The organism is Phenylobacterium sp., from assembly GCF_030651755.1.
GTDB lineage: Bacteria > Pseudomonadota > Alphaproteobacteria > Caulobacterales > Caulobacteraceae > Phenylobacterium.
In genome coordinates this window covers 1-24,221 of the sequence record NZ_JAUSBZ010000050.1, presented here as the reverse complement: position 1 = coordinate 24,221, position 24,221 = coordinate 1, and the positions used below count along the sequence as shown (strand labels likewise).

The 24,221-nt window shown below is 66.9% G+C and carries 21 protein-coding genes, 1 tRNA gene and 1 pseudogene; 12 read left to right on the top strand and 11 right to left on the bottom strand.

Features of this window, described 5'->3' with window-relative positions:
• Window positions 1-403: 403 nt before the first annotated feature.
• Window positions 404-706, bottom strand: coding sequence for a helix-turn-helix domain-containing protein (locus Q7V15_RS05280; protein ID WP_304754375.1), 303 nt, complete (start codon window positions 704-706; stop codon window positions 404-406).
• Between the two features lie 93 nt (window positions 707-799).
• Here Q7V15_RS05280 and Q7V15_RS05275 point away from each other — a divergent pair, with 93 nt between their 5' ends.
• A complete protein-coding gene (locus tag Q7V15_RS05275; RefSeq protein ID WP_304754373.1) occupies window positions 800-1,315 on the top strand; it encodes a hypothetical protein in 516 nt (171 codons plus the stop codon).
• Window positions 1,316-1,407: 92 nt separating this feature from the next.
• Here Q7V15_RS05275 and Q7V15_RS05270 read toward each other — a convergent pair whose 3' ends face one another.
• Window positions 1,408-1,701 carry a hypothetical protein gene (locus Q7V15_RS05270; protein ID WP_304754372.1) on the bottom strand — a complete coding sequence of 98 codons (294 nt, stop codon included), beginning with the start codon at window positions 1,699-1,701 and terminating at the stop codon, window positions 1,408-1,410.
• A gap of 713 nt (window positions 1,702-2,414) precedes the next feature.
• On the opposite strand from Q7V15_RS05270, the gene Q7V15_RS05265 reads away from it, so the two are divergent.
• Together Q7V15_RS05265 and Q7V15_RS16475 are read left to right on the top strand one after the other, a co-directional pair.
• Window positions 2,415-2,618: a hypothetical protein gene (locus Q7V15_RS05265; protein WP_304754371.1), complete on the top strand. Its 204-nt coding sequence runs from the start codon at window positions 2,415-2,417 to the stop codon at window positions 2,616-2,618.
• A 469-nt stretch (window positions 2,619-3,087) separates the two neighbouring features.
• Window positions 3,088-4,689, top strand: coding sequence for a recombinase family protein (locus tag Q7V15_RS16475; RefSeq protein WP_370689771.1), 1,602 nt, complete (start codon window positions 3,088-3,090; stop codon window positions 4,687-4,689).
• Here Q7V15_RS16475 and Q7V15_RS05260 read toward each other — a convergent pair.
• A tRNA-Met gene (locus Q7V15_RS05260) sits at window positions 4,646-4,722 on the bottom strand. The genes Q7V15_RS16475 and Q7V15_RS05260 overlap by 44 nt on opposite strands.
• A gap of 104 nt (window positions 4,723-4,826) precedes the next feature.
• Between Q7V15_RS05260 and Q7V15_RS05255 the strand changes: the two genes are divergently transcribed.
• The 3 genes from Q7V15_RS05255 to Q7V15_RS05245 are packed head-to-tail and all read left to right on the top strand — an operon-like array spanning window position 4,827 to window position 8,848.
• Entirely contained in the window at window positions 4,827-5,855 is a 1,029-nt protein-coding gene (locus Q7V15_RS05255; protein ID WP_304754368.1) for a glycosyltransferase, read from the top strand.
• The gene (asnB, locus tag Q7V15_RS05250; protein ID WP_304754366.1) at window positions 5,855-7,555 is read left to right on the top strand and encodes an asparagine synthase (glutamine-hydrolyzing); all 1,701 of its coding nucleotides are present in this window, start codon (window positions 5,855-5,857) and stop codon (window positions 7,553-7,555) included. The genes Q7V15_RS05255 and asnB overlap by 1 nt, the downstream gene beginning before the upstream one ends.
• 42 nt (window positions 7,556-7,597) lie before the next feature.
• Window positions 7,598-8,848 carry a PQQ-dependent sugar dehydrogenase gene (locus Q7V15_RS05245; protein ID WP_304754364.1) on the top strand — a complete coding sequence of 417 codons (1,251 nt, stop codon included), beginning with the start codon at window positions 7,598-7,600 and terminating at the stop codon, window positions 8,846-8,848.
• A gap of 196 nt (window positions 8,849-9,044) precedes the next feature.
• Here the strand turns inward: Q7V15_RS05245 and Q7V15_RS05240 are convergent, their stop codons facing one another.
• Both Q7V15_RS05240 and Q7V15_RS05235 read right to left on the bottom strand, forming a co-directional pair.
• The gene (locus tag Q7V15_RS05240) at window positions 9,045-10,166 is read right to left on the bottom strand and encodes an NAD(P)/FAD-dependent oxidoreductase (protein ID WP_304754362.1); all 1,122 of its coding nucleotides are present in this window, start codon (window positions 10,164-10,166) and stop codon (window positions 9,045-9,047) included.
• A 51-nt stretch (window positions 10,167-10,217) separates the two neighbouring features.
• Window positions 10,218-13,649, bottom strand: coding sequence for an indolepyruvate ferredoxin oxidoreductase family protein (locus tag Q7V15_RS05235; protein WP_304754360.1), 3,432 nt, complete (start codon window positions 13,647-13,649; stop codon window positions 10,218-10,220).
• Between the two features lie 141 nt (window positions 13,650-13,790).
• On the opposite strand from Q7V15_RS05235, the pseudogene Q7V15_RS05230 reads away from it, so the two are divergent.
• The 4 genes and pseudogenes from Q7V15_RS05230 to Q7V15_RS05215 form a co-directional block, all read left to right on the top strand.
• Window positions 13,791-14,195: pseudogene (locus tag Q7V15_RS05230) on the top strand (Lrp/AsnC family transcriptional regulator); the annotation flags it as partial.
• A 50-nt stretch (window positions 14,196-14,245) separates the two neighbouring features.
• Window positions 14,246-14,677 (top strand): ribose 5-phosphate isomerase B, encoded by a 432-nt coding sequence (gene rpiB, locus Q7V15_RS05225; RefSeq protein WP_370689770.1) that lies wholly within the window; start codon window positions 14,246-14,248, stop codon window positions 14,675-14,677.
• Window positions 14,678-14,847: 170 nt separating this feature from the next.
• Complete coding sequence (locus Q7V15_RS05220) at window positions 14,848-15,969, top strand: hypothetical protein (protein ID WP_304754358.1); 1,122 nt, start codon at window positions 14,848-14,850, stop codon at window positions 15,967-15,969.
• 11 nt (window positions 15,970-15,980) lie between these two features.
• Window positions 15,981-16,364 (top strand): hypothetical protein, encoded by a 384-nt coding sequence (locus Q7V15_RS05215; RefSeq protein ID WP_304754356.1) that lies wholly within the window; start codon window positions 15,981-15,983, stop codon window positions 16,362-16,364.
• On the opposite strand, the gene Q7V15_RS05210 is transcribed toward Q7V15_RS05215, so the two are convergent.
• Window positions 16,361-17,692 (bottom strand): DUF6880 family protein, encoded by a 1,332-nt coding sequence (locus tag Q7V15_RS05210; RefSeq protein WP_304754354.1) that lies wholly within the window; start codon window positions 17,690-17,692, stop codon window positions 16,361-16,363. The two genes, Q7V15_RS05215 and Q7V15_RS05210, sit on opposite strands and share 4 nt — an antisense overlap.
• A 148-nt stretch (window positions 17,693-17,840) precedes the next feature.
• Between Q7V15_RS05210 and Q7V15_RS05205 the strand changes: the two genes are divergently transcribed.
• Entirely contained in the window at window positions 17,841-18,509 is a 669-nt protein-coding gene (locus Q7V15_RS05205) for an alpha/beta hydrolase (RefSeq protein ID WP_304754352.1), read from the top strand.
• A gap of 15 nt (window positions 18,510-18,524) precedes the next feature.
• Here the strand turns inward: Q7V15_RS05205 and Q7V15_RS05200 are convergent, their stop codons facing one another.
• Complete coding sequence (locus Q7V15_RS05200) at window positions 18,525-18,995, bottom strand: 2TM domain-containing protein (protein ID WP_304754351.1); 471 nt, start codon at window positions 18,993-18,995, stop codon at window positions 18,525-18,527.
• A gap of 162 nt (window positions 18,996-19,157) precedes the next feature.
• On the opposite strand from Q7V15_RS05200, the gene Q7V15_RS05195 reads away from it, so the two are divergent.
• Window positions 19,158-20,054, top strand: a complete 897-nt coding sequence (locus tag Q7V15_RS05195; RefSeq protein WP_304754349.1) for a pirin family protein — start codon at window positions 19,158-19,160, stop codon at window positions 20,052-20,054.
• Between the two features lie 55 nt (window positions 20,055-20,109).
• Here Q7V15_RS05195 and Q7V15_RS05190 read toward each other — a convergent pair whose 3' ends face one another.
• From Q7V15_RS05190 to uvrC, 4 genes are all read right to left on the bottom strand, one after another.
• Window positions 20,110-20,940 (bottom strand): SH3 domain-containing protein, encoded by an 831-nt coding sequence (locus Q7V15_RS05190; RefSeq protein ID WP_304754347.1) that lies wholly within the window; start codon window positions 20,938-20,940, stop codon window positions 20,110-20,112.
• Window positions 20,941-21,186: 246 nt separating this feature from the next.
• Window positions 21,187-21,807, bottom strand: coding sequence for a CDP-diacylglycerol--glycerol-3-phosphate 3-phosphatidyltransferase (pgsA, locus tag Q7V15_RS05185; protein WP_304754345.1), 621 nt, complete (start codon window positions 21,805-21,807; stop codon window positions 21,187-21,189).
• Window positions 21,808-21,827: 20 nt separating this feature from the next.
• On the bottom strand, window positions 21,828-22,091 hold the full coding sequence (locus Q7V15_RS05180) for a hypothetical protein (protein WP_304754343.1): 264 nt from the start codon (window positions 22,089-22,091) through the stop codon (window positions 21,828-21,830).
• 52 nt (window positions 22,092-22,143) lie between these two features.
• Complete coding sequence (gene uvrC / locus Q7V15_RS05175; RefSeq protein WP_304754341.1) at window positions 22,144-24,006, bottom strand: excinuclease ABC subunit UvrC; 1,863 nt, start codon at window positions 24,004-24,006, stop codon at window positions 22,144-22,146.
• Window positions 24,007-24,221 lie beyond the last annotated feature (215 nt).

Genomic DNA, 24,221 nt, shown 5'->3' with positions numbered 1-24,221 from the left:
GCCACCGGCACGCCCGCCTCCTGCTCCCGCAGGATCCCAATGATCTGCTCTTCCGTGAACCTTGATCGCTTCATTCGTCCGTCCTTCCATGGGGCGGACTCTAGCTATTTCTGGCTGAGTTTCAGGGGGTCACGTCACGGGTAATAGCTTCTACCCCTGCGCATAAGAATGAAACGTGGCCGATGGGGGGAGGCTGCGGATCAGGCTCTCCGGCCCTCAGGAGGCCTCGTGGGGCATTGAGAGGGGCCGGCGATGGGGAGAGCACCAGTGGAGTCGACGAGCCCTCTGGTGGGCCTCTTACGCCATGAAAGCCATGAACGCCGGAACTGACTGCCTGGGTAAAGCGAAGCTGCTCACCAGCACTGCCGGCGTGCGGTCCTGTGCCCAAGCGAGGTTGGACGATCTACGGGCGACGCTGCCGCAATCGCTCATGCACTGAATTCGGCTTTAGGGACGGATCACCAGGTTGTCCTGACCGCTCCACATCTGCCAGCAATCGGGCCGGATCGAGCCCCAGCGCGCGAGCGATTTCGATGAACTCTACGACATCGATACGCCGCTCGCGTCGCTCACTCTTGGAGACGAACGACTGAGGACGCCCAAGCCTGTTTGCGAGTTCTTCCTGTGTCAGGCCGGCAGCCACCCGCGCATCCCTTAGAAGGCCGACAAACGCACTATAGGCTTCAGTGTAGAGGTTTCCCGGCATGGACCCGTGCTTGCGAGGCGCGGTCAGACCGTTAGAACCCGTTACAGGTTATCCCATAACGGGTTGGAGGCAGGCGTGCGGGTCGGAGTCGGATTGAGCGTAGCGGTGATGGCGGGGCTGGCGGCGGGCGCATGTTCCGAAGCGCCCATTACATCGACCGAGCAAGCCCTTCTGGGGATGGCCTATGAGTCGATCACCGCTGACCTACGCGACCCGAACTCAGTCGAGTTTACAGATGTTGTCTGGGTTATGAGCGATGATGCAGCAGCGGTGTGTGGGAAATTCAACGCCCGCAATGGCTTCGGCGGCATGTCCGGACCGAAAGAGTTCGTCCGAACCTTCCTACCAGAGGAGGTTGCGTTTGCGCAGGATGCCGTTGGCAAACGAGGCCTGGAATACGATCTGCCCAGAAGGCGCGCCTCCGCAGCATTGGCGGTCCACGCCTATGACCAAGTGGCACGCGCAACCATGCCTCCGGTTCTTTACCGTCAGGGCGACTTCGCAAACTTGGCTGTTGTCGACAACGCAGCAGTTGCAGCGAAATGTTACGATGGCCAGCCAGCGACCAAGCCCTTGGTGCCACTACCTCCCCTATCCGAGCACAAATAGACTTGATGGCGCAGCTCTGACCATAGCCCCTTGGGACGGAAGGCATGACCACGTCGCGCCCTTGTCCCTGCCCGGCAGCATGATCCACGTGGTCAACCAGAAAACCCGGAAGCGTCCAGGCCCAGCCCTTTGATCATGTCGTGAACGTGTGGCTGAAGAGATGGCGCGGAGTCGATGAGCCAGCCAGCCAACAGCATGCGCGGGTCCGCGCCCGAAATACTCGCGACCTCGGGTAGGCTCTCGAGTGGGGGCAAGTGCTTACCTTCCATCCACATCATCACCATGCCCGGACTCGAATAGCCGAGCAGTTCTGCTGCGGACCGCGGCTCGACTTCGGCGATGGCAAGCGCATCTGTTAATATTACTGCAAAATGTCTATAGCGCATATCGTGTCTCCAAAAGATGATATCGAACTATAGTACTTTTAGCATTTCAAATACATTGGGACATGAATATAGCCAATACTAGTTATATATTTGTCGATATTGCCACTCCTGGAGACTCATTTCATTTTCTCTTTGAACAAAGGAGAATAGTGGGTGTTGTCTACCGCCGGATGTTATGAAGAACTGCCGCTCCGCTATCCATGGATAGGCTGGAGCGGCATCAGCGATCTCGCAATTGCGACCAGATGGCTCAGGGTGATGAATGGACATCGCAATGGGGTCTATATCGTCGTTGACCGCAGGCGCGTCGCTTTTCGGGCGCTAACAAGCTTGAGAGGCCTGATCGCAACCCCCGAGGCCATCCTCTACATCGGCTCTGCAACGGGTCTGCAGCCACGGACATGCTCACTGGTACGCAGCCTGCGAGGAGGTCGGTTTGCGCACGGCTTTGGGGTGACCTACCTTGCCATGACCCCACAGCCGCCGTTGGTGTCGCTCGCCCTGGTCCTAGTGAGCTGGGAGCCCCCCTACTGCCTTGAAGATTACTTGCTCACCGAGCACCTACGCCTTCATGGCACTTGGCCGGTCGGAAACTCCCGCCCTGCTCGCAGAACGTCTCGCCATGGGTCGCGACTTTGGGAGCCGGTCGACCCAGAGACCCTTGATGGCCGGTTTGTCCAGGTCCCCTCGAATGACTTGGACCTGCCCGCGCGATGAGCGCTTCCTCAGACGAACAGCGACAAGACGAAGACCTTGACCGCCAGGAGCGCCTGGTCCGTCGCCGGCTGATGGAGATCGACGTCAAGCTGCTTGAGCGCAGACCTCGCCTTTGGCGGTTCTTCGCTACGGGATTTCTGGCGACATCAATGGCGTTGGGAATGTTTGCAGCCGCGGTCCTGGTGCTCCGGCACCACTAGCCGCGGTCGTTGGCTCCACCTTCATCCGAGAGGGGCCGATGCGCCAGAAGTCGATGTCTTAGGTTTCACCGCAGCTTTCGGTTGGGGGTCCGGTATGTCGCGGCATAGGCAAACTAGCCTGACCCTTACACCCCTAAGGGTTGCACGGGTCGGCCGAGGGCATCAGCCAACCCAGGCCCAAATTGGTAGCCATCGGAGGGTGCCTGGGGTATCCTGTAAGTTCTCTCTCGAGAGACATCGGCGTGAAAGACGCCTGACGGGCCCAGCCCGGTTTAGTTCCATGGGGCTGCGCCCCCAGACACTGATTTTCCTTGCCCCCTTCAACGCAACAACACCTGTTCACAGGCCAGCGTTTCGACGCCTATACAACCAACCTTCACCCTGACGTAGTCAGCCTTATCGAAGCCCTCGCCAGGGTCCAAGAAGAGCGCGACCACCTGTACACCATCGGTGAGAGGCCTCTCACACAATGACCAGATGCGCCGTCTACGCGAGATACAGTTCTGACCGGCAGAACGCGCGATCCATTGCCGATCAGGTAGCCCAATGCACAGAGTACGCCGCCAGCCGGGGTTGGATTGTCGTCCAATCGTTAATAGACGCGGCGATCTCCGGGGCCGCGATCCAAAATCGCCCCGGCGTGCTCGACGCCCTACACGCTGCGGAACGTGGTGAATTCGACGTACTGCTGGCTGAGGATGAAGATCGATTTGCGCGCAACATCGAGCACCAAGCACACATTTTCAACCGGCTAGTGGATGTGGGAGTGCGCCTCCATACGATGGCTTCAGGTGACGTGAGCGAGTTGCATGTCGCGCTTAAGGGCCTGATGGCTCAGCAGTACATCACGAACCTTAGCGCGAAGACGAAGCGGGGGATGCATTCGAACGCGGAGAAGGGGTTGGCGACAGGCGCTCGCACTTACGGCTATCGGAGCCAGCCTGGCGGGGCCGTGGAGGTTGTGGACGAAGAAGCGCTGATTGTCCGCCGCATCTTCACCGCCTACGCGGCCGGAGACTCCCCGCGCGAGATCGCGCTGTCGTTAAACCAGGATGGAATTGAAGGCCCGAGAGGCGGCCTCTGGAATGGCTCAACGATCAGCGGTGCGAGAGCCCGGGGCAACGGCATCCTCAACACTGAACTCTATGTTGGCATAAAGGTCTGGGGGCGCGATGAGGTCAGAAAGGATCGGCAATCCGGAAAGCGACAACATCGCTACCTGCCTCCTGACCAGTGGAAACGCACGTCAGTCCCCCACCTTCGGATCGTCGATGACGAGACATGGAACAAAGTTCGCAAGCGCAAAGACGCAGCCAGCCATTCGCCACACTCCGTACAGCGTCGTCCCTCACTGTTCGGCGGCCGGCTCCGTTGCGGGTGTTGTGGTGGCTCCTACACGACCTACACGACGGGAAAGCTGGTTTGCCTGAACCATCGTGAGGGGCGAGGCTGTTTCAATCGCCGAACGCCGTCCCGAGCAAAGGTTGAAAAGCGAGTTCTGGAGGGGCTTAGGGAGCAAATGCTCTCGCCGGAGGCCACGGCCGCGTTTGTCCGAGAATACGCTCGTGCCGCGCAAGAGCGCGCCCGCAATGCGGCGCTAGATGCGGCTCCGCTTCAACGCCGTCTGGGCGAAGTAGAACGCGCGATCACCCGCGCTGTGGACGCGATTGTCGGGGGTCTCGATAGTCCGGCTGTAAGACGGAAACTGGAAGAGCTTGAGCGCGAGAAGCAGGAACTCACAACCAAGCTTGCTGAAGCGGACCGCGAACCGCAGCCCTTCGTGCTTCACCCTGCTGCTGCGGACCAGTTCGCCACCATGGTCGCGACGCTTGAGGCGAGCCTCCCCGATGCGGCGCGTGGTGACACGGATGCTGAGCGACGGTTGAAGGAAGCCGTCCTCGGCCTTGTGGAGCGCGTGGTCATCACGCCCCTTTCACAGGAGCGTGGCGGGGAAATCGAGATCACTATCCAAGGAACGTTACAGAGCCTTCTAGCGGAACACCCTGCGAACCTTGGGTTGGGTGGTGTGGTAGCTGGGGGCGGGCTCGAACCGCCGACCTGTGGGTTATGAATCCACCGCTCTAACCAGCTGAGCTACCCAGCCACGGGTTCGCGCCGCTGACGCGCGAGGCGCGGGTTATAGGGATTTCGGATCGACGCATCAAGCGGCTTGGGCGCAGGCCAAAGCGAGGCTAGGTTCGCGCCGCCATGAGCGTGCTTCATCTTCTGGGAACGGCCGGCGAAGGCGGGGCGGAGACCTATTTCGTCGACCTGGTTCTGGCCCTGGCTGGGGACGGGGTCGCACAGGCTGTGGCCCTGCGTCCGCACCCCGTTCGCGAGCAGGCGATGCGCGCCGCCGGTGTGGCGGTGGAGACCTTCGGCTTTGGCGGACCTGTCGACCTGCTGACCCGGCGCAAGGTGGCGGGTTTTGCGCGGGCGCAGAATGTCACGGTGGCCCTCGCCTGGATGAACCGGGCGGCCCGGCATACCCCCAAGGGACCCTGGTCGCGGATCGGCCGCCTGGGGGGCTACTACAATCTGAAATACTATGCCGGCTTCGATTTCCTGGTGGCCAACACCGAGGACATCGCCGAGTGGGTGGTGGGCCAGGGCTGGCCAGCGGGAAATGTCGCCTACATCCCCAATTTCGCGCAGGCGCCGGCTGAGGCCATGCCGGCTGACCGCGCCCTCCTGGACACCCCGGCCGAAGCCCCCCTGCTGCTGGCCATGGGCCGGCTCCATGAGGCCAAGGCCCATGATGTGACGCTCAATGCGCTGACCCGCCTGCCTGAGGCCTATCTGTGGATCGCCGGCGCCGGGCCGGAAGAGGCGCGACTGAAGGCCCTGGCCATAGCACTGGGGGTCTCGTCCCGGGTGCGCTTCCTGGGCTGGCGGAATGATCCCTCCGCCCTCTATCGGGCGGCCGATGTCTGTGTCTTTCCCTCACGCTTCGAGCCCCTGGGCAATGTGGTCATCCAAGCCTGGGCGCATGGCCTGCCGGTGGCCGCCGCCGCAAGCCAGGGCCCCAGCGCCCTGATCCGCGAGGGTGAGGACGGCCTGCTGGTCCCGATCGATGATCCCGAGGCCCTGGCTGCGGCCGTGCGCCGGCTGCTGGACGATCCCATGCTGCGCATCCGTCTGGCGCAGAACGGCCTGGACCGCGTGGAGACTGATTTCTCGCAAGGGGCGGTGGTGGCCCAGTGGCGCGACCTGTTCGCCCGCTTCGGAGCGGGCTGATGTGCGGCATAGCCGGCATCCTGGACGGTGAGATCTCCGCCCGCCCCCTGATCGAGGCCATGACTCACCGGGGTCCAGACGGGATCCGCGTGGAGGAGACGCCGGGCCGCTCACTCGCCCATGCCCGGCTCTCGATCATCGACCTGGAGGGTGGCTGGCAGCCCCTGCACGCGGCGGGCGGGACGGTCATCGGCAATGGGGAAATCTATAACTATCTGGAGCTAGCCGACGCGTTCGGCCTGGAAGACGCGCTGTCCACCGGCTCGGATTTCGAGCCCCTGCTGCACCTCTACGCTCGGGAAGGACCAGCCGCCTTTCATCGCCTGCGGGGCATGTACGCCTTCTGCCTGGTGGGGCCCGACGGCCGCACCTGGCTGGTCCGCGACCCCTTCGGCATCAAGCCGCTCTATGTGATGGAGCTGGAGACGGGGCTGGCCTTCGCCTCGGAGGCCGGCGCCTTCGTCAAGGCGGGCCTGGCGCCGCCGGCCATCACCACCAACGGCGCCCGGGAGATGCTGGCCTTCAGCTACACCCTGGGCGAGGAGACCGCCCTCTATGGCGCTCGCCGGGTCGCGCCCGGCGCCATCATCGAGGTGGTGAACGGCCGGCTGGTTCCTCATGAGATTCGCCCCGCCCTGCCCTCTGCGGCCAGACCCCGCGGCGGCCGCGACGAGACCGCCCTGCTCAAGCAACTCGACGGGGTGTTGGAAGACAGCGTTCGGGTCCATCAGCGGGCCGACGTGCCCTATGGCCTGTTCCTCTCCGGGGGGATCGATTCCGCCGCCATCGCCACCCTGATGTCCCGCCTCAACAGCCGGCCGGTCACCGCCTTCACCTGCGGCTTTGACGCCCCCGGCGCCCGGGACGAACGCGCCCAGGCCGAGCGGGTGGCCCGGGCGCTGAACCTCGACTGGCGGGAGACCACCTTTACCGAAGAGGACTTCTGGACCCTGTTGCCGCAGGTGGCCAAGGCCCTGGACGACCCCACCGCCGACTACGCCATCCTGCCCACCTTCAAGCTGGCCCAGGCGGCCAAGGGGACCCTGACCGTGGTCCTGACTGGCGAGGGCGGCGATGAGCTGTTCGGTGGCTATGGCCGCTATCGCCGCGCCCTTCGGCCCCCCTGGCTGGGCGGCCGGCCGGCCGAGCCCCGGGGCGTTCCGCCTGAGCTGCTGCAGCGCTGGCGAAACCAGGCCCGGGCGGCGGCCGGCCTGACCCGCCTGCAACAGGCGCAGTACGCCGACATCGCCACCTGGCTGCCCAATGACCTGCTGACAAAGCTCGACCGCTGCCTGATGGCGCATGGGCTGGAGGGACGCACCCCGTTTCTCGATTCCCGCGTCGCCGACTTCGCCTTTGGCCTGCCCGACCGGTTCAAGGTGCGCGGGCGCCATGGCAAGTGGCTGCTGCGCAAGTGGCTGGAGGGGGTCTGTCCCGCCGCCGCCCCCTGGGCGCGCAAGCAGGGCTTCACCGTGCCGGTGGAGGCCTGGATCGCGCCCCGCGCCCGGACCATCGCCGAGCGCATCGCCGATGTGATCCCCATCGGGGTCGCCATTGGCGCGCACGAGGCTCAGGACGTGTTCCTGAATGAGAACGACTCGCGACGCTGGCCCCTGCTCTTCCTTGCCGTCTGGGCGCTCATACATGTGGACGGCGCCACACCCCAGGCGGCACTGGAGGCGGTGGCGGGAACGAACTGAGGCGTCTGCGCCTTGAAAGCTCGACCAGAGGGAGATCCGTCCATGCGAAACCTGCTTCTCACCACCGCGCTCGCCGTGGTCCTGGCCGCCTGCGGCGGAACCGACGGCGCGGCCCAGTCGGCGGCGGACGTTGCGCCCTCGGGCCAGCCATGGGAGACGCGGGCCGCCAACGCCCCCTCACAGACGCCGGCCTTCCCCGGCCAGACCCGCGCGCCTGAAGTCACGGCGAACGTGGCCTATGAGGTCGTCACCGTCGCCGAAGGCCTGGACAAGCCCTGGGCCATCGCCTTCCTGCCGGACGGCCGCATGCTGGTGACCGAAAAGCCCGGCCGTCTGCGGATCGTCACCGCTCAAGGCCAGCTCTCGGCGCCCGTCACGGGCCTGCCGGAGGTGGACGCCCGCGACCAGGGCGGCCTGCTGGACGTGGCCCTGGACCCTGACTTCGCCCAGAACAGCCTGATCTATTGGAGCTATGCTGAGCCCCGCGGGAATGGGACCAACTCCACCGCCGTGGCCCGGGGTCGCCTGGTGGAGGACGGGGCCGCTGCGCGCGTGGAAGCCGTCGAGGTCATCTACCAGCAGGAACCGGCCATGGCCTCCACCAAGCATTTCGGCAACCGCCTGGTGTTTGACCGCGAGGGCCACCTCCTGATCGGCCTGGGCGAGCGCTCGATCATGGAGGGCCGGATGCAGTCTCATGATTTGGGCTCCGCCCTGGGCAAGGTCGTCCGCATCAACCGCGATGGCACGATCCCGCAGGACAATCCCTTTGTCGGCCGGGAGGGCGCGCGGCCTGAGATCTTCGCCTCGGGCGTGCGCAACATCCAGGCCGCCGCCCTGCACCCCACGACGGGCCAGTTGTGGGAGGTCGAACATGGCGCCCGCGGCGGCGATGAGCTGAACATCATTGAGGCCGGCAAGGACTATGGCTGGCCGACCATCGCCTATGGGCTGGAATATTCCGGCAATGCGATCGGCCAGGGCCAGACCGCCCAACCCGGCATGGAGCAGCCGGTCTATTACTGGGACCCGGTCATCGGCCCGTCCGGCATGGCCTTCTATCAAGCTGACCTGTTCCCGGCCTGGAAGGACAGCCTGTTTGTCGGCGCCCTGCGCGACATGCACCTGGTCCGCCTGACCCTGGACGGAAACCGCGTTGTGGGGGAGGAACGCCTGGCCACCGACGTCAACGAGCGCATCCGAGAGGTCAAGGTCGGCCCCGACGGCGCCATCTACCTCGCCACCGACAGCGCACAGGGCAAGATCCTGAAGCTGGTTCCCCGGGCGAACTGAGGCGCCGACCCCGTATTGGACGCAGCGGCTTCGAGCCCCTGCGTCCTTCGAGCTCGCTCCGCTCGCACCTCAGGATGAGGGCTTCAGCACGACGAGGCGTCTCAGTCCGTCCTCATCCTGAGGCGCCCGCGCAAGCGGGCCTCGAAGGACGAGGGCGGCGCGCCTGCCTGACGCCGCCAATCTAGCGGCTGGGGGCCTACGCCGCCTGCAGCCCCAACCTCAAGGCCACCTCGTCCCCGATCGCCAGGGATGAGGTGAGCCCCGGGCTCTCGATGCCGAACAGGGCGACGAGACCTTCGAGGCCATGGGCCTCTGGGCCGTCGATGCGGAAGTCGGAGTGCGGCTCGCCGGGGCCATGCAGTTTGGGGCGGATGCCAGCATAGTCCGGCGTGAGCGCCTCGTCGGGCAGCGCCGGCCAGAACTTGCGGACATAGGTGTAAAAGCCCGCCGCGGCGTCCGGCTCGACGCTGTAGTCCAGCTCATCGACGAAGATCAGGTCGGGGCCGAACACGGCCTGGCCGCCCAGGTCGCGGCGGTAGTGAGTGCCGAGCGCGCCGGGGATCGGCGGCGGATAGATCAGACGGGCGAAGGGCGCCTTGCCCTGCAGGCGGAAATAGCGGCCCTTGCCATAGTGGCCCTCAGGGATCTCCGCCTTGGGAAAGCCTTCGATCTCGCCAGCCACGGCCTGGGCCGACAGGCCCGGCGCGGTGATCAGCAGGCGCACGGTCAGCGTCGTGGGATCGGCGCCGCCGGCCCGCACCTTCCAGCCGCCGCTGGCGAGTGCCTCGGCCCCTTCGAAAGGCGTGGAGACCACCACCGCCCCGCCGGCCGCCTCGATCTCGCCCTGCAGGGCCAGCATGTAACCATGGCTGTCGAACACCCCGCTCTGCGGCGAGATCAGGGCCGCGTCACAGGACAGGTTGGGCTCCAGCGCCAGGGCCTGGGCCTTGGTCAGCAGCTCCATGTCCTCGACATCATTGGTCCGGGCCTGGGCCAGGATCGGTTCGAGGCGGGCGACCTCCTCAGGGCCATTGGCCACCACCAGCTTGCCGCAGCGGTCGAAGGCCACGTTGCGGGCCTCCAGGAACGGATAGAGCATCCGCCGTCCCTGGACGCAGAGCCGGGCCTTCAGCGAGCCGGTGGGATAGTAGAGCCCCCCATGGATCACCTCGGAATTGCGTGAGGAAACGCCCTGGCCGATGGCCTGGTCGGCCTCCAGCACCACCACGGTCAGGCCGCGGCGGGACAGGGCGTAGCCGCAGGCCAGGCCCACGGCGCCCGCGCCGACCACCAGGGCGTCGAAATCGAAATCAGCCATGCCCATTGGCTACCCCGAGGGGCGGCCCAGGGAAACGGATTTCACCGCCGGTCAGGCGCTGAGTACGCCTTCTGACGGCTCCCACTTCGCCCACAGCGCCTCGCGCTTTGCCATCGCCGACCCCAATGAGGCCTGCTTGACGTGGCCAAAGCCTCGGATGTCCTGCGGGACCTGGGCAAGCTCAACCGCCAGGGCCAGACGCTCTGACGTCAGTTCGCGGGCGATGCGCTGGAGGTCGGCCTCATAGGTCACAATCAGGGCGCGTTCCATCTGGCGTTCTAGGGAATAGCCGAACAGGTCCAGCGCCGTGCCCCGCAACCCCTTCAGCTTGGCGAGGACCGGGAAGCCGTACTCCAGCATCCAGCCGCCAAAGGCGATCTTGCGGGGATGGCCCTGGTCGTCTTTGGCGCCCAGGATCGGCGGCGCCAGCCAGACCTTGGCCTTGCCCCCCTGGAAGCTCTGGCTGCGATAGGCGTCGAAGCGGCCGTCGGCATAGAGGCGGGCCACCTCATACTCATCTTTGTAGGCCATCAGCTTGTAGAGATTGACGGCCACGGCCCGGGTCAGGCTCTCCGAACCCAGCGGCGCCTCGATGCGCGCGATCGCCTCGACGCGGTCCTGGTAGCGGGCCGCATAGGCCGCATTCTGATAGGCCGCCAGCTCCCGGACGCGGTGGGCGATCAGCTCCGCCAGGGGCAGGGTTTCGGGGGTGGCCACATCGGCCTCTCGCCGCCCGCGGCTCTCAGGATCGTGCGCCGCGCGGCGCCCCATCTCGAAGGCCTGCAGGTTCTGATCGGCCGCCACGCCATTCAGCTTGATAGCGCGATAGAGGGCCCGGCTGGAGATGGGGATCACCCCCTTCTGCCAGGCGAAGCCCAGCATGATCATGTTGGCGTAGATGGCGTCGCCGAGCTCCGTCTCAGCCATGTGATGGGCCGGGGTCTCGTCATAGGCCTTGGCGGCCGCAGCGATCCGCCTGGCCATGCCGCCGGAGTCAAACCGCACGTCCCGGTCGGTGACGAAGTCGGCGGTCGGCGACAGGTCGGCGTTGCCGAAGGCCACCGTCCGGTCCTTGGCGTAGAGGGCCAGCGCATCGGCGCCGGCCGCCACCATAACGTCGCAGGCGATCAGCACATGGGCGCTGGCCGCGGGCGTGCGGCCGCCGACGATGCTCTCTTCGTCCTCGCCGATGCGGACATGGCTGAACACCGCCCCGCCCTTCTGGGCCAGGCCCGTCATGTCCACCACTGAGGCCGCCTTGCCGTCCACATGGGCGGCCATGGCCAGGATCGAGGCGGTGGTCGTGACCCCTGTGCCGCCGACGCCGGTGAAGACGATATTGCGCACGCCCGGTGAGGCCTCGAACGTCGGCAGGGGCGTGGAGTCGGCCGTCAGCGCCGGCAGCCGGACACCGTGCGGGTTCTCCGCGCCCTCCAGGGTCACGAAGGACGGGCAGAAGCCGTCCAGGCAGGAATAATCCTGGTTGCAGCTGGACTGGTTGATCTTGCGCTTGCGGCCAAACTCGGTGTTCAGCGGCTCCACCGACACGCAGTTCGACGCCTTCGAACAGTCGCCGCAGCCCTCGCAGACCAGGGGATTGATGATGACGCGCTTCTCGGCGGCGGCCAGCTTGCCGCGCTTGCGCCGACGGCGCTTCTCGGTGGCGCAGACCTGATCATAGAGCATGACGGTGACGCCTGGGGTGTCGCGCAGGGTCCGCTGCACGGCCATCAGTTCCGCCCGCGGCTTGACCTCGACGCCGGGCGCCAGATCTTTGACGCGAGCATATCGGGTCGGATCGTCCGCCACGATGACGGTGCGGGCCACGCCCTCCGACGCCAGCTGGCGGGTGATCTGAGCGGGGGTAAACCCGCTCTCGGCCGCCTGGCCGCCGGTCATGGCCACCGCGTCGTTGAACAGCAGCTTGTAGGTGACGTTGGCCTCGGCGGCGACGGCGGCGCGAATGGCCAGCGAGCCTGAGTGGTTGTAGGTCCCGTCCCCCAGATTGACGAAGACGTGCTTCTCCGTGGTGAAGGGCGCAGCCCCCACCCAGCTCAGGCCCTCGCCGCCCATATGGCTGTTCAGGTCGGTATTGGGGTCGGAGAAGCTGGCCATGTAGTGGCAGCCGATGCCGGCCAGGGCCCGCGAGCCCTCCGGCAGGCGGGTCGAGGTGTTGTGCGGGCAGCCCGAGCAGAAGAAGGGCTTGCGCTGCTGGTCCGACGACAGGCTGACGGCGGCGACGCCGGCGGCCGAGACCCGGTTCAGATAGTCATAGACCCCGTCCATGTGCGGGCCCGGCGGCAGGCGGTCGGCGATGGCCAGCGCCACCTCGGCCACCGACAGGGCGCCCAGGTCCGACAGCAGGGGATGGCCCTGCTCGTCGGTCTTGCCGATGATCCGGGGCCTCGCCTGGGCCGGCAGGTCGTAGAGGGCGGCGCGGGCCTGCCCCTCGATCAGAGGCCGCTTGTGCTCGATGACCATCAGGGTCTCAAGCCCGGCGGCGAAGGCGCGCAGGCCCGTGGGTTCGAGGGGCCAGGGCATGCCAATCTTGTAGATCGAGACGCCCAGATCGGCGGCCTGGGCCGGCGTGATTTCCATGGCCGCGAAGGCCTCGATCACATCCTTATAGGCCTGACCCTGGCAGACGATGCCCAGCCGGGGCCGGGGCGAGGCCAGCGTCACCCGGTCGATCCGGTTGGCGCGGGCGAACGCCAGGGCCGCAGGGATCTTGTAGCTCCGCAGCCGCCGCTCCTTGTCCATCGGCTGGTCCTTCAGCCGGATGCCCAGGCCCCCGGCCGGCATGTCGAACCGAGGCAGGACGAAGCTGTGACGCTCCAGCGCCACGTCGATGGTCATGGCCGAGTCCATGGTGTCGGCGAGCGCGATCAGGCCGACCCAAAGCCCTGAGAACCGCGACAGGGCGTAGCCCATCAGGCCGTAGTCCAGCACCTCCTGCACATCGGCCGGCGACAGGACCGGCATTTCGAAGTCCTGGAAGGCGAACTCCGACTGGGACGGCAGGGTGGAGGACTTGCAGTTGTGGTCATCGCCGGCCACGGCGACCACGCCGCCCCTGGGTGAGGTCCCGGCGAAGTTGGCGTGCTTGAAGGCGTCACCGGTCCGGTCGACGCCAGGCGCCTTGCCGTACCACATGCCAAAGACGCCATCATACCTGGCGCCGGGGAAGAGGTTGGCCTGCTGGCTGCCCCAGACGGCGGTGGCCGCCAGGTCCTCGTTCAGCCCCTCCTTGAACACCACCTGTGCGGCGTCCAGATGCTTGGAGGCCCGGTGGGCCTGCTGGTCGAGGCCCCCCAGCGGCGAGCCCCGATAGCCGGACAAGAATCCCGCCGTGTTCAGGCCCGCGGCCTCGTCCAGCCGTCGCTGGTCCATCAGGACCCGCAGAAGGGCCTGGACCCCGGTGATGAAAACCCGACCCTCGTTGAGCAGAAACTTGTCGTCGAGCGTCACTTCTGTGTGCCGCATCGCAATATCTTTCCCTTTGGGGCTCCCTATAGGCTTGCAAGATCATATAAGTACGCCGCAATTGCTTACCTAAGGCGTGCCCCTGACATCCGGTTCCAGGGCACGAACCGGGCGCATATGCGGATAAATGGGGAGAAAAGCGTGCCTGAGACCCTTGATGCGGTTGATGCCAAGATCCTGGACCTGATTCAGCACGACGCTGGCCTGTCGGTGGCCGAGATCGCCGAGCGGGTCGGATTGTCCTCCAGCCCCTGCTGGCGGCGGATCAAGCGGCTGGAAGACGCCGGCGTCATCCAGCGGCGGGTGACCATCCTGGACCGCGAGCGCCTGGGCCTGAACTTCGAGGTCTATTGCACCGTTAAACTGTCTCTGCCGACCCGGGACAATCTCGACGCTTTCGAGACCGCCATCACCAAGCTGCACGAGGTGGTCCAGTGCGCCACCGTCACCGGTTCGGCCGACTATGAGCTGCGCATCGTCACCCGCGACATGCACGCCTTCGACAACTTCCTGCGCGACCAGATCCTGTCGCTGGGCCTCATCAGCCCCTATGTGAGCAGCCAGGGCTAAGCCTGCCGATGACCGCCAACTGACGCATCGTCCTGTCCAGCGACCACGCCGCCATCCCGCTTCGCCAAGCCATCGCGGCCCATGTGTCGGCGAAAGGGTGGGAGGCGATCGACATCGGACCCGCCACGGCGGAAAGCACCGACTATCCCAAGCATGGCGAGGCCGCCGCCCGCCGCGTCGCCTCTGGCGACTGCGCGCTCGGCATCGTGGTCTGCGGCACCGGCCAGGGGATCATGATGGCCGCCAACAAGATCAGGGGCGTGCGTTGCGGCGTCTGCGCCGACACCTTCTCGGCTCGCATGATCCGGGCGCACAATGACGCCAACATGCTGGCCCTGGGCGCCCGGGTGGTCGGCGAAGGCCTAGCCCTGGACATCGTCGACGCCTTCCTCAGCGCGGAATTCGAAGGCGGCCGGCACGCGGCGCGGGTGGCGATGATCAGGGCGCTGGAAGACTGACACCACAGCCTGACGGGCGGGGGTGACAAGCTCTACCTTGGCGGGTATGGCTGTCGCTCTTGGATGCGTCGGGGGGCGCGCATGACCGACATGTTGAGTCACTTCATGCGCGCGCCCTCACAGTTGGCGCGGGCCCGGGGCGATTGGCCGCCCGTTTCTCAGGATCTCAAATGAACTGTTTCTCCTCCCGGGCGATGGCGTCCGTGATGTGTCTATCGCTTGCCGCCTGCGCGACACCGCAAGCTGTGCCGCACGCTCGGGCGCTCTCCCAGGCCCACATCGGACAGTTGGGACAGACCCCGGTCAGCATCACCGGGACTGAAGTGGGCGTCGGCAAGAGCTGGTACTATACCGAGGTGAATGGCGCAGGCGGCGGGCTCGCCGGAGTCATCGGGGGCGCCATTGCCGGGGCGATCATCAATGCCGCCCCATCGGCTCGAGCCCACCGCCAGGCCACTGAAATTGCTGAGATCGTCACGCCCGAGACACTGAACCAGTCCATCGCGGCGGAGTTCAGGGCCGCAGCGCGGGCGCACCGGGGCGGCGCCGTCACCTTCGGCGACGTGGGGCTTAGCCAGAAGCTTGTCACGCCAGGCGTTCTTGACGACGTGGTTGAGATCGCGACGACCTATACCCTGTCTGAAGACTCCAGCGTCCTTCGCGTCGTTGGGGTGGCGACCTACCAGAACGCCGCCCTGCCCTACAAGACACCCCACACCTTCAAGAACCAGCCGCCCGCAGCGGAGACCAAGGGTCCGCTCTATCGGAACACCTTCACCTACTTTTCCACGCCACTCCCCCTGCCTGTGCTTTCGCCGGAGCTGAAAGAACGGCTGGTGGCGTCGGTGACGGAGAGCGCGCGGGACGATAACGGCGCGCCCCCCGCCCCAGGCTCCAGCGAGCACAGATCGATGATGCGTGAGGTGGAGCTGGCGCGCGATGACAAACTGTCCGTTGGGGAGAGCTCCTTGTTCCTGGCCCGGGAGTGGCTCCAGGACGAAGGCGCGCGGCTGATGCGTGAAATTCAAAATGCCCACGCCTTCATCGCGACCTATGCCCTTCTCGACATCAACCGCGCCGTTGTGCCTTCAGTCGACGGCGTCGATGAACTGCTCGAGACTACGGCCCATGACCGCACAGTCCGTCGTATAGGATCGGGCGTGGAGGCGGGCTCCTACGTATCATCCGCGCCGAACGTGACCGAGCCTGCCACCTATGGAAACGCGGTAGCCGTGGGCAAGGCGACAGTCGAGTATGTCCGGGGCCTGAAACGCGAGGCGAAGGCGAACTGAGGATGAACTGGATGTCCACAGGCGCGGTCCCGCTCACGATAGGGCTGGCGCTGCAAGCCTGCGCCACCCCCGCACCGCCGCCCTTTGGGCCCATCAGCGAGACCCAGCGCCACGGCTACAGGGAGCAGCCGCACGGCGAGGGGGCATATACGCTTCTCGCCGTGGCGCCCTTCAACGCCTCGGCGGCCGATGCGCGCGCCGTCTGGGAGCGGCGGGCGGAGGAGCTATGTCCAGCAGGCGTCTCCAAGCGGATCATCTTCCGCGCCGACAAGCGAGAGAGCATGGGAGCGGCCCATTATATTGAGGGCGGCGCCGGAATCGCCTCTCGCTCCACCCAGGCCTTCGAGGTCGAAGGCTATGTATACTGTGAGGCGAATCCCGGCCTTGATGGCTAACGAAGCTCCGCCAGGAAGGCTTCGTGGGTGGGGATGGCGTCGTCGGTCAGGCCGACGGCCAGGGACTCAGCCTCTACGATCAGGTCGGCCACCTCGTCGCTGAAGCCGGCGCCCAGGCGCCGCAGGGCGAGCGCCCGGGCCCGCACCAGCAGCAGGGCGGCCTGGGGGTGGCGGGCCGAGAGCCGCTCGGCCCAGGCCGGCAGGTCATTATGAGCGCCGCGGAGCTCAGCGCGCCGCTTCAGCACCAGGGCCGCGGCCTCCCGGTGGGCGGGCCAGTCCATGAGGAAGGCCAGGGCCCGCATCAGGTCCCCATGGTCTGCGGCGATCTCGAAGGCGCGATCCAGCGCCACCACATCCTCGAAATCCGCCAGCTTGGCCAACAGGGCCCGCAGCGGCTCTGGCGACAGGGTGCGCTCGAACAGGCGCCACCGGGCCGCATCAGCGGCGGCGGCCTCGCCCTCGGCCTCCAGCACGGCGATTTCGGCGGCGTACCAGGCCTCGCCCTGCGGCTCGGGGCCGGCGGCCTTGCCCCGGGCCGGACGGGCCTGGGGGTTTGAGGCGCGCGCCGCTTCCAGGGCGTCGCGGGCCGGCCCCGCCCGGCCATCTTCGGCTAAGCGTCGGGCGATCTCGGCGGCGACATCCGGCTTCTTACGGTCGGCGTCCGACAGGGAAAGGATCCAGGCGTCCAGGTCGCCAGCCCGGTCGGCGAGCCTTCGCACCACCAGCGCCAGGCGCCCGGTGGGCGGAGACTTGCCGGCGGTCAGATCGACCAGCAGGCGTCGGGCGAGCTCCGGGCTCAGCGCCCCTGCGCCGCGACCGACCCACACCGCCCATTCCGACAGCCGGGTGGCGAGCGCCTCGCCCAGGATGGGTCCCGCCACCTCGGGCCCCAGTTGCGAGGCCAGAGCGGTCAGATCGCTTGAGGCGGCGTCGAAGATCAGGGCCAGCTCCCCCTTGGGGTCCTGCACCCGTCGGGTCAGGGACGGATAGATGTCGAACCAGGCCACCAGCCGGTCGAGCCCAAGGGCGGGCTCCAGCCCCGCCAGCCGCTGAACGATCAGGGTCTGCAGCGTCCTCAGTTCAGACAGCAGCTCGGGCCGCTTGCGCCAGGAGACCCGGGTCTTGCTGGCCTCCAGGGCGGTCAGGCGCTTGTCCAGCTCGAAGGCGAGGTCAGCGGCCCCGGCCTCGGCGGCCAGCTCCATCCGCAGGCGCCGCTTCAGGGCCGGGCTCGCCGTCTCCATCAGCAAGGCCGCCAGCCGTTCGGCGCCGAGGGCGACCAGGTTGGCCTCTGACAGGGCCTTCTTGGCGCTGGCCGGGCGACGGGTCATCAGACCTCGCCCCTTGCGGCGGGATTGCGCCTGTGGGGGTCGCCGAACCGATCATCTCTGCCCATCCCTCTAGAACACGCGAAAGGTCGTCCTTGGCAAGGCGGGCGCCTCTGTTGACCCACGCCGCCAATTGTCTCACCACCGACCCATGAGCACTCTGACCCGCCTCACTGGCCCCATGGCCGCCCCGGCCAGCGGCCGCGCGCCGCAATCCCTGGTGATCCTGCTGCACGGCTATGGCTCCAACGGGGCCGACCTGATGGGGCTGGTCCCCTATTGGCGCGACGCCCTGCCGGACACCGCCTTCATGGCCCCCAATGCGCCAGAGCCCTGCCCGGCCGCCCCTGGCGGCTATCAGTGGTGGGCGCTCACCGACCTTGGGCGGGAAAGCCGGGCGGCGGGCGTGCGGCAGGCCGCGCCCCTGGTGAACGCCTTCATCGACATGCACCGAACCGCCCACGACCTGCCCAACAGCAAGGTCGCCCTGGTAGGCTTCAGCCAGGGGACCATGATGGCGCTGCATGTGGCCCCGCGGCGCCCCGAGACCATGGCCGGCGTCGTCGGCTATTCCGGCATGCTGGCCGACGCCGAGGCGCTGCAGTCCGAGGTGAAGACCCGGCCGCCCCTGCTGCTGATCCACGGGGACGCCGATCCCATGGTGCCCTTCGCCGCCATGGGCCAGGCGCAGGCGGACTTCCAGGCGCTGGACTTCGACATCACCACCCACGCCGCCCGGGGCCTGGGCCACAGCATCGACGAGACCGGCCTGAGACTGGGCGGCGACTTCCTGGCGCGGGTGCTGGGCGGGGCCGGCTAAGGCGCCCCCACGCCCCTAGAGTTCGCGGCCCAGGCGCTTTTCCACCTGTCGCTTTTCCCAGTCGCCGTTCAGGAACGGGAAGATGTCGAACACCGAGGCCGCATGGGCGGCCACGCCCAGCCCCCAGCCCAGCGCGGGCCAGACGAACCACCAGTAGCCCGGCTGGCCCACCAGGTTGATCAGGGCGAGGATGGTAATGACAACGGCGTACTGGGCGAAGTGCACATAGAAGGCCTTCAGCTTGCGCACCTGGGCGAGGGCGAGCGCCTCGTCGGCTCTGATGGCCTCGGTCGTGGGTTTGTCCATGTCGGGCTCCGTGAGGCGGGAGATGTCGATCTCAAAGACCGCCGCCAGGGCGTTCAGGGACTCCAGGCTGCCGGTCTGGCCCCGCTCCAGCCGCTGAACCGTGCGCACGCTGAGCCCGGACACCTCTGCGAGCTGCTCCTGCGACCAGCCTCGCTGCAACCTCAGTTTCTGGATCAGCACGCGCCCATTCCCCCTGTCGGCGATCGGCCCGACCCTGCCGCCTCAGTCCATTGAGCCGCCACGACATCCCCCCGTCAACGACCCGACATCCCCCGCCAGCAGGGCGACAAGCCAGGGTGGCGGCCCTATGTTCTAGGGCCTCAACCCCCAAGGGAGCCGCCCATGATTGATCTCGTCATTGACCAGCGCCGCAAGGATCTTGGCGGCTTTGAGGTGGGGCGGGTGCTGCCCTATGGGAAGCGGCGGATGGTCGGGCCGTTCATCTTCTTCGACCACATGGGACCGGCGCGGTTTGATCCAGGCTTTCCGGCCAATGTGGACGTGCGGCCGCACCCGCATATCGGCCTGTCGACCCTGTCCTATCTGTTCGATGGCCAGATGACCCACCGCGACAGCGTCGGCGCGGTCCAGGAGATCAAGCCCGGCGAGGTCAACTGGATGACCGCGGGCAGGGGCATCACCCATTCCGAACGTTTCGAGCACCTGCGCAGCCACGGCGGGCGGATGGACGGCATCCAGGCCTGGCTCGCCCTGCCGCAGGCCCAGGAGGAGATCGATCCCAGCTTCGTCCACTTCGACGCCGACGACCTGGTGACCCATGCGCAGGACGACGGGCTGAAGGCGGTGCTGATCGCCGGCGAGGCCTTTGGCGCCAAGTCCAAGGTGCCGGTGCATTCGCCGCTGTTCTACGTCCACTGGACGATGCCGGCCGGCGCGCGGGGGCAACTTCCAGCTGAGGATCCGGAGCGGGCGGCCTACGTGGCCCGGGGCCAGGTGGAGGTGGACGGCCATACCTATGGCGAGGGCCAGATGCTGGTCTTCGCCCCGGGTCAGCCGGTGCTGTTGACCGCGGTCACCGACGCCATCGTCATGCTGCTAGGCGGCGAGCCGGTGGGCGAGCGGTTCATCGAGTGGAACTTCGTCTCCTCGTCCAAGGACCGGATCGAGCAGGCCAAGGCCGACTGGCGGGCCGGGCGTATGAAGCTGCCCGACGCCGACGACGGCGAGTTCATCCCCCTGCCCGGCGATCCGCCGCCAGAAGCCAATCCCATGTCGTGACGCAGAAAGGCCCGGGGTTTGAGCCCCGGGCCTTGGTCTTTGAGGTCAGATCCAATCAGGCCGCGCTGAGACGCCAGCCGCCGCCGGCTTCCGGACAGGCGGTGTAGCGCTCGGTGGTGGACTGGCCCATGCGGGGCTGGATGGTCTGTTGAACCACCTTGCAGTTGGTGGTGGCATAGCCACCGCCGCTGGCCACGGGCTGGACGACCCACTCGGCCACATAGCCGGTCACATAGCCGTTCTGCTCCACCAGCAGCCAGCGGTCGCCCGCCACCCGACCGGCGACATTGAAGGTCTGGCCGCCACGCAGCTGGCCGACCACTGCGGCGTTGGCCGAGGGCGAGGCGCGCAGATTGACGGTGTTGCGGGTGGTGTACTGGGCGTTGGTCGGCTCGAACGAGGTCCGCAGGGGCTGAGCCCGGCCGGTATAGCGCAGATTGGCCGCCGAGGTCGGCTGGCCAAAGGTCGCGCCGGCGCTCGCGCCGCCGCCGTAGCTGGTATTGGCGTTGATGATGTCCACGCGACCGGTGGTCCCGGTGGTGGGATCATTCCAGGTCTGGCTCTGATTGGTGTTCAGCGCGGTTTCGAAGGCGTTGCGGGCCCGTTGCTGCTCGCTGACCTGCATGCGGCAACCGATCCAGGAGCCGGCGACGGCGCCGAGGCCTGCCCCGACCACCGCGCCCAGGGCGCGTTCATTGCGGCTCACCTGGCTGCCCAGCAGGGCGCCGGCGACGCCGCCCAGGAGGGCGCCGGTCTCCTGGCGCTGACCGCTGGCGTCACAGTTGAAGAAGTTGCCAAGCGGCGTGCCGGCCGCCTGGGCCGAGGCGAGGCCAGGGGCGGACGAGAGGGCGAGGGCCGCGACCAGGGAATAGGCGATGGGGCGCATGGGAGTGTCTCTTCCGTTGTTAGGGCAGCATAACGCGCGACCCAGTCTTTAGCTCCACCGCAAGGCCGACTCTTGACCGTTTATGCGATTCATTCGCATTATCGAGACCTGCGAACGGGCCGCGCAGGGCAGGGAGAGTCGCGATGATGCTGCGGATGACTGGAGAAGCGATGCTGGTGCGCCTGATGCAGCTGGACCGGTCGCCCGGTCCGTCTGCGGCGACGCGACCGCCCCGCTCGCTGGCCCTCACTCCGCGAGCGCCTTGCGGGTCTGCTCCCAGTACTGGGCGCCGGTGATCACCGTCACCAGGGCCGCCAGCCAGAACAGGGTGTGAGCCACCAGACTGGCAGGACCCAGAAGTTCCGGCGTGTGCGGCAGGCCAAAGGCCCCCCAGCTGGCCACGAACAGCTCGGCGGCGAGCGCGGTCATCTGCAAGGCGGTCTTCCACTTGGCCAGCATGGTCACCGGCAGGACGATCCCCTTGCCGGCGCCGACCTCGCGCAGGGCGCTGACCGTGAACTCCCGGAACAGGATCAGGCCGGCCGGCAGCAGGACCAGCGGCTGAGGGCCCAACGACATCAGGCCCAGCACCGCGCCGCAGACCAGCACCTTGTCGCCAATGGGGTCGAGGATCGAACCCCACACCGTCACCGCATCGTACTTGCGGGCCAGCCAGCCGTCGAACCAGTCGGTCACCGCGGCGATGACGAAGGCGTAGAAGGCCCACCGCTGCAGGGTGAACTGCGCCTCAAGGGTCAGGCGCTCGCTGACCCAAGGCGTGGCGCCCGCCGCCGTGGCCAGGGCCACAAACATGAACAGCGCCAGCACCAGGCGCAGGGAGGTCAGAATGTTCGGAAGGGCTTTCATCGGCCGCCTTGACTGGTCGTTCAGGTGAGTTCGACGGCCTTGGTGGCCTTGTTGAAGACGCAGATACGCTTGTCATCACCCTCCCGCAGGACGGCGATTCCATAGGATTGTGAGCCGAAGGGGTGGGTCACCACCTCGGGATTGGTCATGCCCTGGGCGCGGGCGGCGGCGAGGCACGCGCTGCGCACCTCGGCGCGAAACGCGCTCCAGGCGTCAGGTGAACTGGCGCTGGCAGCCCCGGCGAGCGCGGCCAGCACGACGAAGAGGCTGAGACGAAGGACCATGAGCATCTCCTGGTTCGCAGAGATCATAGCCGACCCCCGCCGATTCCGGCGCCTATTTGCGGAAGCGGTCGTGAATCCGCTGGGCCAGGGCCAGGCTGACCCCATCCACCTTGGCCAGGTCGTCCACCGAGGCCCGGGACACCCCCTTGGCCGAGCCGAAGGCGTGCAGCAGGGCGCGCTTGCGTCCAGGACCCACACCGTCGATCTCGTCCAGGGGGTTCTTCTTCATGTCGATGGCCCGGCGCACCCGGTGGCTGCCGATGGCGAACCGGTGGGCCTCGTCGCGCAGACGCTGGAGGTAGTAGAGCACCGGCGACTTGGGCTCGAGCATGAATGGGGTGCGCCCGGTCATGAAGAACCGCTCCAGGCCGGCGTCCCGGTCCGGCCCCTTGGCCACGCCGACCACGGCGATGTCGTCGACGCCGAGATCGGCCATGATCTCCTGGGCCGCCGCCAGCTGGCCGGCGCCGCCGTCGATCAGCACCAGGTCCGGGCGCGGGGCGGCCTCGCCGGCCTCCTCGTCCTTGACCATCCGGGCGAAGCGGCGACGCAGCACCTCTCGCATCATGCCGTAGTCGTCGCCCGGGGTGAGGTCGGTCCCCTTGATGTTGAACTTGCGGTACTGGTTCTTGAGGAAGCCCTCGGGTCCGGCCACGATCATGCCGCCGACGGCGTTGGTCCCCATGATGTGGCTGTTGTCATAGACCTCGATCCGCTCTGGCGGCGCGTCCAGGCCAAAGGCCTCGCAGACCCCGATCAGCAGCTTGGACTGGGCCGAGCTCTCGGCCATCCGCCGTCCCAGGGCCTCCCGGGCGTTGGTCAGGGCGTGCTCGACAAGCTGGCGTTTTTCCCCGCGCAGGGGCTGGAGAATCTCCACCTTTCGACCGGCCTTCAGGGCGAAGGCCTCGCACAGCAGGTCCCGGTCGGCCGGCTCCACATTGGTCAGGATCAGCCTGGGGATCGGCTTGTCCTCATAGAACTGGCCGAGGAAGGCGGCCATGACATCGGCCGCCTCGTCGCTCTTATCGACCCGCGGGAAATAGGCCCGGTTGCCCCAGTTCTGGCCGCCGCGGAAGAAGAAGACCTGGACGCAGGCCTGGCCGCCCTCGCAGTGCAGGGCGATGATGTCGCCCTCTTCCAGGCTCTCGGGATTGATCTGCTGTTCCTGGGCCACGGAGGCCAGCGCCCGGATCCGGTCGCGCAGGCGGGCGGCGCGCTCGAACTCCATTTCGTCGGAGGCGGCCTGCATCTCGGCCGACAGCTTGGCCATCACCGCCCGGCTCTTGCCCCTCAGGAAGGCCTCGGCCTCGTCCACCAGGGCGTTGTAGTCCTCCAGCGAGACCAGGCCCGTGCAGGGCGCCGCGCAGCGCTTGATCTGGTGCAGCATGCAGGGCCGGGTGCGGCTGTCATAGACGCTGTCGGAGCAGGACCGCAGCAGGAAGGCCTTCTGCAGGGTGTTGAGCGTCCGGTTCACCGCCCAGGCGCTGGCGAAGGGTCCGAAATAGTCGCCCTTGATCGTGTGGGCGCCGCGGTGCTTGCGCAGTTGCGGGGCGTCGTGGTCCCGGCGGATGACGATCTCGGGGAAGCTCTTGTCGTCCCGCAGCAGCACGTTGAACCGGGGCTTCAGCTGCTTGATCAGATTGATCTCGAGCAGCAGGGCGTCGGTCTCGGTGCGGGTGGTGACAAACTCCATCGACCGGGTCAGGTCGACCATCAGGGCGATGCGCTGGGTGTGGAAGCGGCCCTGAGCGTACTGGGTCACCCGCTTCTTCAGCGACCGGGCCTTGCCCACATAGAGGACCTCGCCGTCGTCACCGACCATGCGATAGACGCCGGGCGCATCGGGAAGGCGCTTGACGTGATCCTTGATGAGGGCGGCGCCGATGAGCGGCGGCGCGGCGTCGGGGTCAACCATCAGGCCGATATAGGTGACTCCCGCCGCCAGACCCAGAGGCGCGGCGTTAACGCGCGGACGAGGTTGTTGATGTGGCGGGGACCGCCCGGTATGGGCACCTGCGCCTGTGGATCGCTTCCCCGATGAAAGCGTTACCGGAAAACATGGGGGCCTCATTTGCCGCAGATCGACTTCAAGGCGCTGTTCGAAAATCTGCCAAGCCCGCACATGGTGCT